This is a genomic window from Streptococcus massiliensis DSM 18628 (assembly GCF_000380065.1).
GTDB lineage: Bacteria > Bacillota > Bacilli > Lactobacillales > Streptococcaceae > Streptococcus > Streptococcus massiliensis.
In genome coordinates this window covers 48,829-65,445 of record NZ_KB904398.1, presented here as the reverse complement: position 1 = coordinate 65,445, position 16,617 = coordinate 48,829, and the positions used below count along the sequence as shown (strand labels likewise).

The window sequence follows — 16,617 nt, the reverse complement described above, 5'->3', positions numbered from 1 at the left end:
ATTTCTTCTGTAAACCCTATCTTTCAGACTGTTTTTAAGACTTTTTTGAAAGAGAGGGACAAGATTATCAATGCTTTGGAACTTCCCTACTCAAATGCTAAGCTAGAGGCCACTAACAACCTTATCAAGGTTATCAAGCGCAACGCTTTCGGCTTTCGGAACTTTGACAACTTTAAAACTAGAATTCTCATCGCTTTAAATATCAAAAAGGAGAGAACCAATTCGGTTCTCTCCAGATCTTAGCTGACATCAACCCACTACAGTTGACAAAGAGCCACTTATTTTACATGCTTAGCTAGTTCTTCTTGTGCTTTAGCATTTGATTTTGCTTTTTCTTCTTGGTATTTTTTATAAGCTGCTTTGTATTCTTTGCTAGTAAATATTTCATTTTGCACTTGGAGAAGTTTATAATTAGTAGAATCTCCTTTCGTACCAACGAGAGCATTGGCACGTGTAAATGGAACTGTTCGTTGTACAGTTGGTCGACCACCACGAGAGATAGCTGGCAAGGTAATACTACTATCTGTCAACCATGCCTGAGCTGCTGCATATTTTTCATAGCGTTTTGTAACATCAAGCGTTTCGTTATTGGCATCATTTAGTAATTTTTGATATTCATCAAGACCCAGTTGGCTGACAATATCTTTATTTTGTCCAGCTTCTAAACCAATATTTTGCAACATACCACCCTTGTCTGGATCAAAAATATCTAGATAAGTTGATGGATCTTGATAATCTGGACTCCAACCAGACATAGAGAAATCATAATCTTTTTGCGCTGCGGTTTGAGCATAATAGGTTGAGCTATCATAGTCATCAGGTGACATTTGTTGAAGGTCAAGTACTACATTATCTGTTCCGAGTGCAGATTCGACAGACTGCTTAAGCGAGCTTACTTGTTGCACAAGGTTTGTGTCTGTCTGATCAACTGGCACATCTAGATGAATTGGGAATTGTACGCCCTCTACTTGGAGAGCTTCTTTGGCTTTGGCAAATTCAGCCTTGGCCTTAGTTGGATTGTAAAGACCATCTTGTGCGTCTGCCGTATTAAGTCCTGACCATTCATCACCTAAAGCAGCTATCTTCTCATCTACTACTGTACCAAAATCCTTGTCCCCGATTTGAACAAAAGTTGGTGGTACTAAGCTATTACGCAAAATCTTGCTAGCTCCGTCTTTTCCATTTGTTTGTGCAGCAAACGAAGTACGATCAAAGGCAAAATTGAGCGCTTGACGAAAATCTTTGTTCAAAACAGCTTTTTTCGTTGCTTCTTTTTGAGCATCTGCAGTTTTAGAGGTATGAGAATAGGCTATACGGTTAAAGTTAAAATTGTAGTAGTAGGTTGTTCCATCTTGTGGACTGTAGTTAATATCATTCTTGTATTTTTTCTCAGCAGATGCATAATTAGAACTATTAGGGAACAGGGTGGCAACTGTATAAGCGCCTTCTGTAAAGTTTCTAATCAGGCTATCTTGATCTTGGCCATCATAATAAGATAATTTAATGGTTTCTAATGATACATTTTTCTTGTCCCAGTAATTCTGATTTTTAGCCATCTCAATAACAGATTTAGCCGTCATATTTTTCAAAACGAAAGGACCATTGTAAAGCAAGGTTGATATTTTTCCTGTTGTACCAAATTTATCACCTTGTGATTTAAGAAATTCTTCGTTGACTGGGAAGAGAATTCCCATCGTTGTCTTAGAGTTCCAGAAACTTTCTGGTTGGCTCAAGGTATATTCGACTGTGTAATCATCCACAGCTTTCACACCAACTGTAGAAAAATCTTTTGTTTCTCCTTTGACATAGGCATCCAACCCTTTGATTGAATTCTGTACAAGGTAAAGTGCCTCAGATTTTTTCTCCACAGCGTGCTTAATACCCGTAACAAAATCCTGTGCTTTAACCTTAGCATACTCTTCACCATCAGCCGTGTACCATTTGGCATCTTTGCGAAGCTTATAGGTATAAGTCAAGCCATCCTTAGAAACTGTCCAATCCTCAGCCAGCGACGGAACGAGGTTGCCGTACTTGTCGCTTTCCAACAGACCGTCAATGACGTTTGAAGTAATATCAGAAGTTGCGGCACGATTGGAAAGTAGATAATCTAAAGTGTCAGGGTCACTTGAATAGACATAAGAGTAGGTGGTATTAGATGCTGATTTAGCATTTCCACAAGCAGCCAAAGCGCCTACAGATAAAACTGTTAGACCTACTGCAGCAAACCATTTAGCTGTTTTCATAATAAATCCTCCTTAGCTAAGATCGAAGTGCACTCATAAACTAAATAAAATATCGAGATTTCTTCACTTTTGTGTTTTAAGAAGAAAATCTCTCTCTGGAAAGTCTGGAATAAAATATTTTAAATTTCCTAAATGCCATAAGTGATCAGCAGATCACTCATTTCTTCCCATATTAATTTCTATTCAATTTATAATTGTCGTTTGTATTATTATACACTATTTTAAAATACTTTCAAGTATAATTTTTGTTTTTTTGTAAAAAATAACACTGAGCACGCATATAATTTATTTTTTAATCTAAAAACTCTTTTCTATTTAGAAAAGAGTTTAATGATCATTTAATATGTTTTTAGTTTTTATATTACGACATTGAATTTAATTTTTTTATTTTCTACTCATCTTTTTGAAATTTTTATTTCCTAATTTTCTTCCAAACATTACGGTAGCTCTTTTATTAATAAGGTCATTTATGCTACAATAGAGATATGAAAAAGATTGTCCTATTATTAAGTTTACTTGTTTTCTTCTTTGCTCCTAATGTTGCTGCCGATGATGACCTCGCTCTTACAGCCAAAGGAGCCATTGCAGTTGATGCAAACACTGGTAAAATTCTCTACGAGAAAGAAGCTGATAAATCGATGCCTGTAGGCAGCATTACCAAACTTTTGACTGCCTATCTCGTTTATGAGGCTGTTGCTGAAGGCAAACTTAGTTGGCAAACACCGATTGAAATCTCTGATTATCCTTATCAATTAACCTTTGAAAAAGAAATTGCCAATATTCCTTTAGATAATCGAAAATATACAGTCAAGGAATTACTAGAAGTAAGCCTTGTCTACAACGCTAATAGCCCCGCTATCGCACTTGCCGAAGCCGTTGCAGGAAACGAGTCAAAATTTGTAGATCAAATGAAGGCTAAACTCAGCTCTTGGGGAGTAAAAAATGCTAAGATTGTCAATGCATCTGGAGTGAAAAATTCGTACTTGGGAGACCATATTTATTCTGGTTCCAGCAAAGATGATGAAAATGAGCTCAGTGCTTATGCTGTTGCTGTCATTGCCAATCGCCTGATAAAAGATTATCCAGAAGTTCTCAAAATTACACAAAAAACAAGTATCAACTTTGAAGGAAACGATCTAACCAGTTACAACTACATGTTGGAGGGAATGTCTCGTTTTCGTGCTGGCGTGGACGGATTACACACTGGAAATACGGAGCAGGGAGAGTCACTGGTTACAACGAGCAACGAACGAGGGATGAGGTTGATGACCATTATTCTTAACACAGATAATCCTGATCATGATATCTACGCACGTTTCACCGAGATGAATAGGTTAATGACCTACATTAACCAGCACTTCGTGGCAACAACTCTTGTCAAAAAAGGGGAAAGTTACGGTAAAAAAGATGCGACGATTATTGATGGTGCAACGGATACTGTCCGTCCTGTTGCCAAGGAAGATTTAGTTATTGTAGAGCGGATTGGAACGCAGGACGTGACACCTATTCACTTTCATACAAAAAAAGAGGGCTATCTAGCTCCTATCAAAAAGAACCAAACGCTTGGAAGTTTGACTTTTACGGACAAACAACTGGTTGGTCATGGCTACCTACAAAGCCGCATGCCTGAGGTTGATATGGTTGCTGAAAAGGGGATTAAAAAAGCGATTGCTCCCAAACTTTGGTGGAATCACTTTGTTAATTATGTCAATGAGAAATTATAAAAGAGTTGGGTATCCAACTCTTTTTCTTAACCGACAGAACCTTCCATTTCATAACTAATCAAGCGGTTGAGCTCGACGGCGTATTCCATAGGAAGTTCCTTGGTGAAGGGCTCGACAAAGCCCATGACAATCATCTCAGTCGCTTCCGTCTCAGTCAGACCACGACTCATGAGATAGTAGAGCTGCTCTTCTGAAATCTTAGAGACCTTGGCTTCGTGTTCCAAAGCGACCTGCGAATTGTGGATTTCGTTGAAAGGAATGGTGTCTGAACGTGACAAATCATCCATAATAATGGTATCACACTCGATGTGGCTGACCGACTTCTGTGAATTTTTGGCAAAAGTGACCTGACCGCGATAATCCACTTTTCCACCACTCTTGGCAATAGACTTGGAAACGATCGAAGAGCTGGTGTGCGGTGCATTGTGAATCATCTTAGCTCCTGTATCTTGGTGCTGGTTAGCATTGGCAAAGGCAATGGAAAGCATGGTTCCACGCGCGCCTTCTCCGTCCAAATAGACCGAAGGATACTTCATAGTGGTCTTGGCACCCAGATTTCCGTCAATCCACTCAACCGTCGCGTCTTTCATAGCCCGCGCTCGCTTAGTGACCAGATTGTAGACATTATCCGACCAATTTTGAATAGTCGTATAGCGCATATAGGCGCCGTCTAAAGCAAAGATTTCCACGATAGCCGCATGTAGGCTATTGCTAGAATAAGTCGGTGCTGTACAGCCCTCAACGTAGTGAACGCTAGCCCCCTCATCAACGATAATCAAGGTTCGCTCGAACTGTCCTGAATTTTCATTGTTGATACGGAAATAGGTCTGCAAAGGAATGTCCACCTTGACACCCTTGGGCACATAGATAAAGGTTCCGCCCGACCAGACGGCTGAATTAAGCGCTGCTAGTTTGTTGTCCGTCGGCGGCACCAGCTTAGCAAAATACTTCTTGAAGAGCTCTGGATATTCCTTGAGAGCTGAGTCCGTGTCTGTAAAGACGATGCCCAACTTTTGAAACTCTTCTTTCATATTGTGGTAAACGACTTCTGACTCATACTGGGTGGCAGCCCCCGCCAAATAAGCTCGCTCTGCCTCAGGAATACCGATTTTTTCAAAGGTTTCCTTGATTTTTTCTGGCACCTCGTCCCAGGTGCGGGCAGGCTTGTCCGACACCTTTTGATAATAAATCAAATCGTCAAAATTGATTTCTGACAGGTCTGGCCCCCAAGTGTGCATGGGCGTTTTTAAAAATGTTTCATAGGATTTCAAACGAAAATCCAGCATCCATTCCGGCTCATTTTTAGCAGCCGATAATTCACGAATGACTTTTTCATTCAGCCCCTTCCCCGTTGACAGGATTGGGTCGACATCATCGTGAAAACCAAATTTATACTCACCGAGGTCGATTGGTTTTGGTTCTACTCTTTCTTCCGACATAATGTCCTTTCTTCTTTATTTTTCTTCTAATTCCATTGCTCGCTTAAGGGCATTCCAAGCAAGGGTCGAGCACTTGATACGCTGAGGAAATTTGGCAACTCCTGCGAGAAAAGCTGCGTCCCCCAACTCTTCTTGTCTCTTGTCCTCTTGCCCTTGAACCATTTGCGAGAAAATCTCTGCTAATTCTTTGATTTCTGCCTTGCTTTTGCCCAGCACCACATCGGTCATCATACTGGCTGAAGCCGTCGAAATGGTGCAGCCCGAATTGATAAAAGCAATGTCTTCCAAAATATCCTGGTCGTTAAATTTGACCGATAGGCTAATGACATCACCGCAGGTAGGGTTGTTGAGACTGATTTGCTCTACGCCTGCTAGCTTTCCGTGGTGATGCGGATTTCTCGAATGGTCAGCCACCACAGCCTTGTACAAACTATCTAATTTAGAAAGTGCCATTGAAAAACTCCTTTGTCTTTTCTAGGGCGTCCAACAATTTATCGCAATCCTCTTTGCTATTATATATATAGAAGCTTGCCCGCACCGTAGCTGGCGTATCCAGATAAGCGAGCAGCGGCTGTGCGCAATGGTGACCCGCTCGAACAGCCACACCTTCGTAGTCAAGAGCAGTTGCCACATCATGCGGGTGCAAGCCGTCAAGATTAAAAGAGACGACGCCCGAGCGCTGCGCCAAATCTTGCGAGCCGTAGACTGTCAGGCCGTCCATTGCCTGCAATTTTGGAAAAAGATAGCTCATCAAGTCCTGCTCGTGTGCCTCAATAGCCTCCATGCCGATAGCTTCCAAGTAATCAATGGCCGCACCCAAGCCGATTGCCCCTGCGATATTGGGCGTGCCCGCCTCAAATTTCCATGGTAATTCTTTCCAAGTGGCCGTCTGCTCGTAGACAAAATCAATCATCTCACCACCAAATTCCTGCGGCGACATGGCTTGAAGCCACTTTTCCTTGCCGTACAAGACACCAATTCCAGTCGGTCCAGCCATTTTATGCCCTGAAAAAGCAAAGAAATCCACGTCCAAATCCTGCACATCAATTTTCATATGAGGAGCCGACTGGGCACCGTCCACCACCAAAATCGCCCCTTTTTCATGAACCAGAGCCGCGATTTCCTTGATTGGATTGATAACACCTAATACATTTGAGGCATGCGCTAGCGTGACGAACTTGGTCTTATCGCTTAGTTTGGCACGAAAATCGTCCATGTCCAAAGCACCGTCTTTGAGATAGACATAGACCAGCTTGGCGCCGGTCTTTTTGCAAGCCTCCTGCCAAGGAATGAGATTGGAATGGTGCTCCATGACAGAAATCAGCACTTCATCGCCCGCCTGCAAATTTTCTGCTGCAAAGCCAGCTACCCAATTTAGCCCCGTTGTTGTCCCGCGTGTAAAAAGCACCTCTCTGCTGGAAGCCGCGTTGATAAAACGACGCACCTTTTCACGCGCCGCTTCATAAGACTTAGTCGCTCGCTCCGCCAAGGTATGAACACCGCGGTGGACATTGGCATTGTCCTCTTGATAATAATCATTGATTGCCTGTAAAACCTGAAGGGGTTTCTGGGTTGTTGCCGCATTATCCAAGTAAACCAAGGGCTCATCATGAACCGCTTGGTTTAAAATGGGAAAATCTTGTTGAATCGCTCTTACATCTAGTGCAGACATAGCTTTTCCTCTCTAAATTTTGGCTAGCTTCTCTTCGATACTTTCGACCATTTCATCGCGCACTTCCTTAATAGGAATTTCCACGATAACTGAGCCCAAGAAACCACGAACAACCAAGCGCTCGGCGGTCGCCTTGTCCAAGCCGCGGCTCATGAGATAGTACATATCCTCTGGATCCACCTGCCCGATAGAGGCGGCGTGTCCAGCCGTCACGTCATTTTCATCAATCAGAAGAATGGGATTAGCGTCACTTCTAGCCTTGTCAGACAGCATCAGTACCCGACTTTCTTGTTGAGCGTCTGCGCCCTTGGCACCCTTGATAATGTGTCCAATGCCGTTGAAAGTCAAGGTTCCTTGCTCCAAAATCACGCCGTGTTGCAGGATATTTCCAATGGAATTGCAGCCGTAATTAGTCACGCGGGTATCAATTCCTTGTACCTGCTTGCCGCTTGACAGCGCCACAACTTTCATATCCGCGTGGCTCCCTCTGCCGTACAAATCGCTGTCAAAGTCAGCCACCACATTGCCCTCGTTCATCACACCGATCGCCCAATCAATGGTCGCATCATCGGCCAATTTACCGCGACGGCTGATATAAGCAGTGACCTTTTCGCCCAAGCGGTCAATGGCTGAAAACTTAATCTGTGCGCCAGCCTGAGCAATGACTTCAATGGTGATATTGGCGGTCGCTTTGCTCTTGCCCTGACCGAGACTTTCCAAGCGCTCCAAATAATTGATCTTGGAATGCTTGCCCGCAATAATCAAAATATGCTTGTTAAAGGGCACATCGCTATCGCTATCTTGATAAAAAATCCCCTCGATAGGCAAATCAACCTCGACATTATCGGGAATATAGAGCACAGCTCCGCTATTAAAATAAGCCGTATGGTAAGCCGCCAACTTGTCCTCGTCATAGCCGACCGAAGACATAAAATGCTCCTCTATCACTTGAGGAATTTCTTCAAGCGCGCTATAAAAGTCTGTAAAGACCAGCCCTTGCGCCGCCAAATCCGCCGGCAGCTGCTCAAAAACGGTCTGCGTGCCTACTTGAACGAGCTTGGGATTATCGCCCGTTTCCGTGAAGTCTGGCACGGCTGACAGGGCTTCATTTTCTGCTATCGTCCCGTCGCCCAAATTCCAGCGATGAAATTTGACCCGCTCAATGACTGGCAAGGGTAGTTCATCTATTTTCGCCAAGGCTTTTTGCCGCAAAGTCGCCAGCCAGTCTGGCTCCGCGTGCATTTGTGAAAAAAGCTCAATCGTTTTTTTGGTCATGATTTTCTCCTGTAAGATTTTGCCAAAAGAGCCTCATCGCTCTTTCTCATCAGCTCGAATAAAAGGAGAGCGCCACTTCTCCAGTCTATCCAGACCAGATTTGACGCTTTTCCTTAACCTTCTTCCTGATATTCGTAGCCTAATTCTTCTGCCAACTTGGCATAGCCTTCGCGCTCCAAGCGAGTAGCTAATTCTGGGCCACCGCTGACAACCACGCGACCGTCCATCATGACGTGAACCACATCGGGCACGATATAATTGAGCAAGCGTTGGTAGTGGGTGATAATCATGGCACCAAAGCCCTCACCGCGCATGGCATTAACCCCTTTTGAGACGACTTTAAGCGCATCGATGTCCAGACCAGAATCGATTTCGTCAAGCAAGGCAAAAGTCGGCTCCAACATCAAGAGTTGCAGGATTTCATTGCGTTTTTTCTCACCGCCAGAAAAGCCTTCATTGAGGTAACGCTCAGCCATTTCTTCTTTCATGTTGAGCAATTCCATTTTTTCGTCCAATTTCATGATGAAATCGCGAACAGATATTTTCTCGTCATCTTCCTTGCCCGCGTTCATGGCAGCCCGCAAAAATTCAGCATTGGTAATGCCTGGAATTTCGCTCGGATACTGCATGGCCAAGAAAAGCCCCATACGGGCGCGCTCGTCTACTTCCAGCTCCAAGACATTGACGCCATCGAACAACACCTCTCCTTGGGTCACTTCATAGTTTGGATTTCCCATGATTGCAGCCGACAAGGTGGACTTCCCTGTTCCGTTTGGCCCCATGATAGCCGCGACTTCTCCCGTTTTCAAGGTCAGGTTGACCCCTTTAAGGATTTTCTTTCCTTCAATCTCAACATGAAGGTCTTTGATTTCTAAAATTGACATATCTTTTCCTTTCTAGCATATGACATTCTTCCTTCCCCATTATTATAGCAAAAAAAAGCCCGGAAGGCTTTTATTTTGATTACAGACGATTTTATTTACCCTGCTTCTTACGACGACTTTGCCTCACTTCCTCACGGTAAGCAGAGTTTCCAATAAAGCGCAAAATATTCAACAAAGGCGTACGATTTACTCCTAAAATTCCAATCACTTCTGCCAACAGTTCAATTCCCAAGAGAAGACCGATAATTAAGAGTATTCCTCCTAGTCGACTGGAAACATTAAGCAAAAGAGAAATCATAGCAAAGAGAAAAGAAATCCCGTAGATAACCAACACGGTTCCTCGATGAGTTAAACCGAGTGAAAGTAGTCTATGATGGAGATGCCGTTTGTCTGGCTCGTAGAATTTCTGACCTGAAAGGGTTCGCCGCACGATTGCCAAAAAAGTATCTGCAATCGGTACACCTAAAATAATCATGGGCGTCACCACTGCAACCGCAGTCGCATTTTTTAATCCTTGCAGGGACAGATCCGCAATCATAAACCCGATAAAGAGCGCCCCCGTATCACCTCCATAGATAATTGCCGGGTGATAATTGTAAGGGAAAAAGCCCACAATCGCTGCCACTAAAACAAAAATCGTTAAAGTCAAAAAGAGATTTGGCACTGGCAAAAAGAAATAAGACACCAGCCCCATGGTCATAAGGGAAATAATAGAAACGCCGCTGACCAAACCGTCTAAACCATCAATCAAGTTCATGGCATTGGTAATAGAAACGATCCAAATGATTGTTAAAATAAAAGACAACCAGGGCGCAAAATGGAGCATCGGCCCACCGAAAGGAATTTTAAAATTACTTAGACGAAAATCGGTTAAAAACCAAATCAGAGAAGCTGCTAGGACAATTCCTGCCATCTTTTTTCTTGGACTGAGCTCTTTCACATCATCAATTAGACCAGTAAGGGCAACGATAGCACCACTCAAAACAACCGGCCAAATATAATGAAAGTAATCAACCCCGCGTTGGGTAATGGGAACAATAGTTGGTAGAATAAAAAGGCTTGTGATTGAGAATGCAAGTACAACAGCTAGACCGCCGCTACTGGGCATTGGTTTTTTATTTATTCGACGAGCATTGGGATAATCAACCGCTCCAATCCGAAAAGCCAGAAGCTTTACTAAAGGAGTAGCCATGACTGCTAACAAAAAAGTTCCGATTAGTACAAACACATATTTCAGTGAAAAACTCATCATACGCTCGCAACCTCACGTAGACGAGAAATCGCCTCACCGACTAAAATCGCCCTACCGTGCTCTTGCAAGACAGCGCGTGTCATATCCGTATCGTCAGCGTACTCACGCATCCGAGCAAGCAACCATGTTGGATAGGCACTAGGCTTGTTTTCTAAATCTACCAAAATCGTTAGAAAATAATGATTGTCCATCTTGTAGAGTTCTGAAGTGTCCACCTCAAAATCTACGGTTTTTACATAAGCTACCGTCTCAGTTAGATTTGAAAACTGCAAGATGTAGTAGATATAACGATCCGGCTCTACTGTATCCTCTTGACTTGCTTCATCATCTTCTTCAGCTTCAACTTTTGCCAAACTTTCAATCGCTTCAATGTCAGCTTGCGTCTTCTCGCCAATCGTTTTTTCTAGAGTTTTAATAAAATCGTCTGGCGACATGTGAGAGAGTTCCTCAAGATCCGGCAATTCGCCCAAATCACCAAAGTTCAAATGCTTATCAATATTTGATTTGGTCACAAAAACATCCAGACGATCGCTTTTAGGAGTTACCCGAAAACTAAGCATACCGCTATCTAAAAAGTTTTCCGGCATTTCCAACTCCTCTAAAATAGCGTAGAAAAACTCTTCTGTCTTTTCTTGCGGAACTAAAAAGTCTGATAAGTCCATCCCGCGTTCTTCTAAATCTTCTAATTTGATTGTGATTTTAATCGTTGAATCACTAATTTGTTTCATTTTCATCCTGTATCACCTCGCGCTATCAGTCCTTTTATTATACTAGAAAAAACAGTTTTTTTCAAAACTTAGCTCGCCATTTAAAAACAGCAGAGTAAACTGCTGCATTTTAAATGAAAATTTTGATGAAAGCATAAGTTAAAAGAAGAAGACCTAGGCCAATTCGATATTTACCAAAGACAGTAAAATCATGCTTTTTCACATAGTCCGTTAGGAAACGAATGACGTAAAGGCTGACTCCGAAAGCAACTGCACAGGCAACCAAAAGGATTACTAGTTGTCCAAAGTTTAGAGCATTGCCACCCAAGAAAAACTTGAGAATTTTCAAAGCACTGGCACCAAACATGACTGGAATCCCTAGATAGAAAGTAAACTCAGTCACAACAGAGCGGCTCGTCCCATTGAGCAAACCTCCAACAATCGTTGCGCCAGAGCGGCTGGTTCCCGGAAAGAGTGAAAGAACTTGAAACAAACCAATATAAAGCGCTGTTTTATAAGGCAATTTCTCAAGATTTGTAATCTCAGGCTCGATGTCTCTATTGCGCTTTTCCAAATAGATAAAAGCAACCCCGTAGATAATCAGCATCAGAGCTACCGAAACAAAATTGTGAAAATGTTTTTCAAACCAGTTATCTAAGGGTAAACCGATAATCGCGGCTGGCGCTGCTGCAATGACAACTTTCGCCCAAAGCTGCCAAGTCTTTTGTATTTCGCGGGCTGTTTTCCCCAGCTTGAAAGGATTTAATTTATCAAAATAAATGACAACAACCGCGAGGATAGCCCCTAGCTGAATTACTACATTAAACATGCTAAGAAAGGGCGCATTGGCATTTTTAAACTTGACAAATTCTTCTACCAAGATCAAGTGACCCGTACTTGAAATTGGCAACCACTCTGTAATTCCTTCGACAATTCCATATAAAATTGCCTTTAGAATTTCAATGATAAACATCACGTCTCTCCAATCTTATTTATAAATCATTCACTGGCAAAAATTCTGCTAAAAACAGACTCCACGCTAGAAGACAGTATACCATATTTTAGAAGGCGCCGCCACCCCCGCCGCCTCCGCCACCGGAGAAGCCTCCACTAATAGAGCTACTGCCAGACGAAACAGAGAAATGGCTGGCACTTGTTGCTGCCTCTCCGTAACTATTGAGGTTGCTGACACTGTAAGCTAGGGAATTACTTAGGTTCATATAAGCGAACTGATCCATGTCTGGATTTTCCAGATGAATCTCCCGTAATTTCATAACTCGACTGACTTCCTTGGCATATCCAAAGAGGGTCGCATAAACAAGCAGGCGATTCCAAAGGACAATTCCTTCCAATTCTGTTTTATCTAGTTTGGCAATATCCCGCAGCATATTCCGAAAACTTTGCCAGTGATAGTAACCTTCTGCTCCTTGGTCTGAAATCACACCATCCTTTAACGGAGTCGCACTTGCAATATAGATAAAATAACCTAAACCTGTTCCCAATAAAAACAAAAGCGGGTACTGCCAAGTAAGAACGTGGTATTTAAAGTAAAATAGGGTTGAAATCACAGCAGCTAGACCTGCTACTATTACTGCTAACAGGCGAGAAGTCTGGCAACTTATCTTTTCTGACCCACTTAACTCTCGATAAAAGCTAGTAAGTTTCAGCTTTTCTTTTTCAGCAATGACAGCATCCGCTATGGTTCCTAGATCCTCTTCAAAACGTCTCACCATAGCCTGACCTTCCCTGCGTACTCGCTCTTCAGTTCTACTATTTTTCTCCAAATCGCCCATATCATAAGCTTGGAAAAGATCCTCAATGGCAAGACGATTTTCATCTCCCATAGCCATTCGAAGTAGAGCAAGCTCTGCTTCGCTAGCAGTATGAGAACCTGCTTGCCTAACTAGCACAGCCTCTCTGCCCTTTCCCTCAATGGTCAGAATTTTTCGGTCAATCAGGTCTAGCAAAGTCGCTTGAACAATATTCCCAAAAGAAAGTGTGGATTGTGCCTTGATTACAGGATTGACCTCACGCATATCGACGGAATAGACTTGTTCCGCAACCAAAAGCGGTGACCAATCGTCTGGCGCCTCATACAAACGAGCATTATCAGGAAAATGAACTCGCGGACGAATTCCCAGCTTAAAGCGAACAAAAAGAATCAACGCTAAAACCAGACCAACTAATAAACCAGCCGGAAAAACTTGATAGAACAAGAGATGAAGTTGCTGTCTTCGCTTGCTAATCTTTTCCTCAGTTTGCTGGAACTTTGGTAAATTTTCTTCGGAGCTACGATCTGCTACATCACTAGCTAAAGCATCTATCGTCCAATAACCATGAAGTTCCAGTTTCCTACCACCGTCTAATCGACCAAATTCCACCCTAAAAGTTGACCCATTTTGTTCAACAAGCGGCTCTTTCCCAAAATATCCGGTATGTGCATAGAGCTTGCTCGCTTGACTATTCAGTCCCTTCACTTCCAGAACAACACTCTCTAAAGCCTGATCCCAATCGCTAATTGGCGTCCAGTTAAGTTCAGCTATATCTTGATAGGCGAAAAGTATGTTTTCAAGTTGCCAAGTAACGGTTACAATGACTGTGTCTCCACTTTCGCCGCTATTATAAACCTTAACTTGATAACCATCTCCTAGTGAAGTGACTTCACTGGTTACTTTTCCACGTCCAGCAACTTCTACCTGAGGATTTGGCAGAATTTTGAAACCTGTGGGCATATTGCCTGCACTTCCCAAAGTAATGATTTGCCCATTATAGGAACTATCAAAGTGATAGGTCACAGTTTCTTCATAAGTCGCTGTGTTTTTATCCGTCAGGTGTAAAATCCCCTTATAAGACTGAATAGTGTAGTCTGGACCATCATCTGCCCGCACCGTCGTACCTACACAGATACACGAAAGAAGTAAAAGAAAAATTGACAGAAACTTTTTCATATAAATTCCCTCCTCTTGTCTACATTATTATAACATTTTTCTACAAGTAAGGGGTTACCAATATTGAAATGTACCGATTTTTAATGTATAATGACAAGGATCAACTTTCTACATAGGAGATATCATGAAAAAATATATTCTCAGTCTTTTCGCGATACTCTTGGTGACTTTCGGTGCCATGTCAGCTGCTCAAGCAGACGACTATCTACGTATCGGAATGGAGGCAGCCTACGCTCCCTTCAACTGGACCCAAGACAATGACGAAAATGGTGCAGTTCCCATTGAGGGAACCAAGCAGTATGCCAACGGTTACGATGTACAAATCGCTAAGAAAATCGCTGAAGAACTTGGCAAAAAACCACTAGTCGTTAAAATATCTTGGAATGGACTGATTCCTGCTCTAACTTCTGGTAAAATCGACATGATTATTGCTGGTATGAGCCCCACCGCTGAACGTAAAAAAGAAATTGCCTTTTCAAGCAGCTATTACACTAGTGAACCTGTCATGGTGGTCAAAAAAGATGGCAAGTTTGCGAATGCCAAAACTTTAGCAGACTTTGACGGCGCAAAGGTGACCTCTCAACAAGGCGTTTACCTCTACAACCTCATCTCCCAACTCACAGGTGCAAAAAAAGAAACGGCCATGCAAGACTTCGCTCAAATGCGGCAGGCACTTGAGTCTGGCGTAATTGATGCCTATGTCTCAGAACGCCCCGAAGCCTTAACCGCTGAATCTGCCAACAGCAAGTTCAAAATGATTCAATTCAAAAAAGGCTTTGAAGTCGGAGAAGAAGATGCCTCTATCGCCATTGGTTTGCGCAAAAATGACGATCGTATCAGCCAAATCAATGCAGCGATTGAGAAAATTTCACAAGCTGACCAAGTAGCTCTGATGGACAAGATGATCAAAGAACAGCCTGTGGATACCAATAGCACAGACGAAAAAACTTCTTTCTTCCAGCAGGTTACAAAAATTCTCACAGAAAACTGGAAAGCCCTGCTGCGCGGAACAGGTATGACCCTTCTCATCTCTATGGTCGGTACTATCGTTGGTCTCATTATCGGACTCTTAATCGGTGTTTATCGTACTGCACCAAAGGCAGCTAACAAGGTCATGGCAGGCCTCCAAACAGCCTTTGGTTGGTTGCTAAATATCTATATCGAAATCTTCCGTGGCACTCCTATGATTGTACAATCTATGGTTATTTACTACGGAACCGCTCAAGCCTTCGGCATCTCTCTTGACCGTACTTGGGCTGCGATTTTCATCGTATCAATCAACACAGGCGCCTACATGAGTGAGATTGTTCGTGGGGGAATCTTCGCCGTTGATAAAGGACAATTTGAAGCGGCGACAGCCCTTGGTATGACCCACGGACAAACCATGCGCAAGGTCGTCTTACCACAAGTCGTCCGCAATATCCTACCTGCAACGGGTAATGAATTTGTTATCAACATCAAGGACACCTCTGTTCTTAATGTAATCTCTGTGGTTGAGCTTTATTTCTCAGGAAATACAGTCGCAACACAAACCTTCCAATACTTCCAAACCTTTACCATTATCGCAGTGATCTACTTTATCTTGACTTTCACAGTAACACGGATTCTCCGCTACATTGAAAAGAAAATAGATGCTGACGATTACACAACTGGCGCCAATCAAATGCAAACGAAGGAGTTGAAATCATGAGTAAAACCATTCTCGAAATCAAACACCTCAAAAAATCCTTCGGAAAAAACGAAGTTTTAAAAGATATTTCACTGACTATTCACGAAGGAGAAGTTATCTCCATTATCGGAAGCTCTGGTAGTGGAAAATCAACGCTCCTGCGTTCTATTAACCTTCTCGAACAACCTTCTGGTGGCGAAATTCACTACAAGGGGACAAATGTATTAGCAGAAGGCTATGACCTGACCCATTATCGTGAAAAACTAGGCATGGTTTTTCAATCTTTCAATCTTTTTGAAAATCTCAATGTCTTGGAAAATACCATTGTTGCCCAAACCACTGTGCTCAAACGCGATCGTTCTGAAGCAGAGAAAATTGCCAAAGAAAATCTTGAAAAAGTTGGCATGGGTGAGCGTTTCTGGCAAGCCAAACCGAAACAACTCTCAGGTGGACAAAAACAACGAGTAGCCATTGCACGCGCCCTTTCTATGAATCCTGACGCCATTTTATTTGACGAGCCAACTTCAGCACTAGACCCTGAAATGGTCGGTGAAGTTCTTAAAATCATGCAAGATCTGGCCAAAGAAGGCTTGACCATGATCGTCGTGACCCACGAAATGGAATTTGCCCGTGATGTGTCAGATCGCGTTATCTTTATGGATAAGGGCGTTATTGCCGAAGAAGGGAATCCTAAAGATATCTTTACCAATCCAAAAGAAGAACGCACCAAGGAATTTTTGCAACGTTTCTTACACTAAATAAAAATTCTATATATTGAATTTAAAGTACAAAAAAAGAGATTAG

Annotated in this window: 14 protein-coding genes; 4 read left to right on the top strand and 10 right to left on the bottom strand. The window is 42.7% G+C overall.

Annotation, left to right across the window (positions count from 1 at the left end; genetic code table 11):
- Nucleotides 1-243 (top strand): ISL3 family transposase (locus tag A3I3_RS0106885; RefSeq protein ID WP_018371198.1); only part of this gene is annotated, 243 nt, incomplete at its 5' end.
- A 35-nt stretch (nucleotides 244-278) separates the two neighbouring features.
- On the opposite strand, the gene A3I3_RS0106880 is transcribed toward A3I3_RS0106885, so the two are convergent.
- Nucleotides 279-2,243, bottom strand: coding sequence for a peptide ABC transporter substrate-binding protein (locus A3I3_RS0106880; protein WP_018371990.1), 1,965 nt, complete (start codon nucleotides 2,241-2,243; stop codon nucleotides 279-281).
- Between the two features lie 485 nt (nucleotides 2,244-2,728).
- Between A3I3_RS0106880 and pbp3 the strand changes: the two genes are divergently transcribed.
- Nucleotides 2,729-3,967 carry a D-alanyl-D-alanine carboxypeptidase PBP3 gene (gene pbp3, locus A3I3_RS0106875; protein ID WP_018371989.1) on the top strand — a complete coding sequence of 413 codons (1,239 nt, stop codon included), beginning with the start codon at nucleotides 2,729-2,731 and terminating at the stop codon, nucleotides 3,965-3,967.
- A gap of 26 nt (nucleotides 3,968-3,993) precedes the next feature.
- Here the strand turns inward: pbp3 and sufB are convergent, their stop codons facing one another.
- The 9 genes from sufB to A3I3_RS0106830 form a co-directional block, all read right to left on the bottom strand.
- Nucleotides 3,994-5,406 carry a Fe-S cluster assembly protein SufB gene (sufB, locus tag A3I3_RS0106870; RefSeq protein ID WP_018371988.1) on the bottom strand — a complete coding sequence of 471 codons (1,413 nt, stop codon included), beginning with the start codon at nucleotides 5,404-5,406 and terminating at the stop codon, nucleotides 3,994-3,996.
- A gap of 15 nt (nucleotides 5,407-5,421) precedes the next feature.
- Nucleotides 5,422-5,859 (bottom strand): Fe-S cluster assembly sulfur transfer protein SufU, encoded by a 438-nt coding sequence (sufU, locus tag A3I3_RS0106865; protein WP_018371987.1) that lies wholly within the window; start codon nucleotides 5,857-5,859, stop codon nucleotides 5,422-5,424.
- A complete protein-coding gene (locus A3I3_RS0106860) occupies nucleotides 5,846-7,078 on the bottom strand; it encodes a cysteine desulfurase (RefSeq protein WP_018371986.1) in 1,233 nt (410 codons plus the stop codon). The genes sufU and A3I3_RS0106860 overlap by 14 nt, the downstream gene beginning before the upstream one ends.
- A 12-nt stretch (nucleotides 7,079-7,090) precedes the next feature.
- Nucleotides 7,091-8,353: a Fe-S cluster assembly protein SufD gene (gene sufD / locus A3I3_RS0106855; protein WP_018371985.1), complete on the bottom strand. Its 1,263-nt coding sequence runs from the start codon at nucleotides 8,351-8,353 to the stop codon at nucleotides 7,091-7,093.
- 113 nt (nucleotides 8,354-8,466) lie between these two features.
- A complete protein-coding gene (gene sufC, locus A3I3_RS0106850) occupies nucleotides 8,467-9,237 on the bottom strand; it encodes a Fe-S cluster assembly ATPase SufC (RefSeq protein WP_018371984.1) in 771 nt (256 codons plus the stop codon).
- Nucleotides 9,238-9,328: 91 nt separating this feature from the next.
- The gene (locus tag A3I3_RS0106845; RefSeq protein ID WP_018371983.1) at nucleotides 9,329-10,489 is read right to left on the bottom strand and encodes a glycosyltransferase family 4 protein; all 1,161 of its coding nucleotides are present in this window, start codon (nucleotides 10,487-10,489) and stop codon (nucleotides 9,329-9,331) included.
- Nucleotides 10,486-11,223 carry an adaptor protein MecA gene (mecA, locus tag A3I3_RS0106840; protein WP_018371982.1) on the bottom strand — a complete coding sequence of 246 codons (738 nt, stop codon included), beginning with the start codon at nucleotides 11,221-11,223 and terminating at the stop codon, nucleotides 10,486-10,488. Before mecA ends, A3I3_RS0106845 begins: the two co-directional genes overlap by 4 nt.
- A 103-nt stretch (nucleotides 11,224-11,326) precedes the next feature.
- A complete protein-coding gene (locus A3I3_RS0106835) occupies nucleotides 11,327-12,169 on the bottom strand; it encodes an undecaprenyl-diphosphate phosphatase (protein WP_018371981.1) in 843 nt (280 codons plus the stop codon).
- An 88-nt stretch (nucleotides 12,170-12,257) separates the two neighbouring features.
- Nucleotides 12,258-14,144, bottom strand: coding sequence for a DUF2207 domain-containing protein (locus tag A3I3_RS0106830; protein ID WP_018371980.1), 1,887 nt, complete (start codon nucleotides 14,142-14,144; stop codon nucleotides 12,258-12,260).
- Nucleotides 14,145-14,268: 124 nt separating this feature from the next.
- Between A3I3_RS0106830 and A3I3_RS0106825 the strand changes: the two genes are divergently transcribed.
- The gene (locus tag A3I3_RS0106825) at nucleotides 14,269-15,834 is read left to right on the top strand and encodes an ABC transporter substrate-binding protein/permease (protein WP_018371979.1); all 1,566 of its coding nucleotides are present in this window, start codon (nucleotides 14,269-14,271) and stop codon (nucleotides 15,832-15,834) included.
- Nucleotides 15,831-16,571, top strand: coding sequence for an amino acid ABC transporter ATP-binding protein (locus tag A3I3_RS0106820; RefSeq protein WP_018371978.1), 741 nt, complete (start codon nucleotides 15,831-15,833; stop codon nucleotides 16,569-16,571). The genes A3I3_RS0106825 and A3I3_RS0106820 overlap by 4 nt, the downstream gene beginning before the upstream one ends.
- Nucleotides 16,572-16,617: the final 46 nt, after the last annotated feature.

Coding starts and splice junctions, on each gene's coding strand:
- A3I3_RS0106830 (WP_018371980.1), bottom strand. CDS start 14,144: ATGAAAAAGTTTCTGTCAATTTTTCTTTTACTTCTTTCGTGTATCTGT.
- sufU (WP_018371987.1), bottom strand. CDS start 5,859: ATGGCACTTTCTAAATTAGATAGTTTGTACAAGGCTGTGGTGGCTGAC.
- mecA (WP_018371982.1), bottom strand. CDS start 11,223: ATGAAAATGAAACAAATTAGTGATTCAACGATTAAAATCACAATCAAA.
- sufD (WP_018371985.1), bottom strand. CDS start 8,353: ATGACCAAAAAAACGATTGAGCTTTTTTCACAAATGCACGCGGAGCCA.
- sufB (WP_018371988.1), bottom strand. CDS start 5,406: ATGTCGGAAGAAAGAGTAGAACCAAAACCAATCGACCTCGGTGAGTAT.
- A3I3_RS0106820 (WP_018371978.1), top strand. CDS start 15,831: ATGAGTAAAACCATTCTCGAAATCAAACACCTCAAAAAATCCTTCGGA.
- A3I3_RS0106860 (WP_018371986.1), bottom strand. CDS start 7,078: ATGTCTGCACTAGATGTAAGAGCGATTCAACAAGATTTTCCCATTTTA.
- A3I3_RS0106845 (WP_018371983.1), bottom strand. CDS start 10,489: ATGATGAGTTTTTCACTGAAATATGTGTTTGTACTAATCGGAACTTTT.
- pbp3 (WP_018371989.1), top strand. CDS start 2,729: ATGAAAAAGATTGTCCTATTATTAAGTTTACTTGTTTTCTTCTTTGCT.
- A3I3_RS0106880 (WP_018371990.1), bottom strand. CDS start 2,243: ATGAAAACAGCTAAATGGTTTGCTGCAGTAGGTCTAACAGTTTTATCT.
- A3I3_RS0106825 (WP_018371979.1), top strand. CDS start 14,269: ATGAAAAAATATATTCTCAGTCTTTTCGCGATACTCTTGGTGACTTTC.
- sufC (WP_018371984.1), bottom strand. CDS start 9,237: ATGTCAATTTTAGAAATCAAAGACCTTCATGTTGAGATTGAAGGAAAG.
- A3I3_RS0106835 (WP_018371981.1), bottom strand. CDS start 12,169: ATGTTTATCATTGAAATTCTAAAGGCAATTTTATATGGAATTGTCGAA.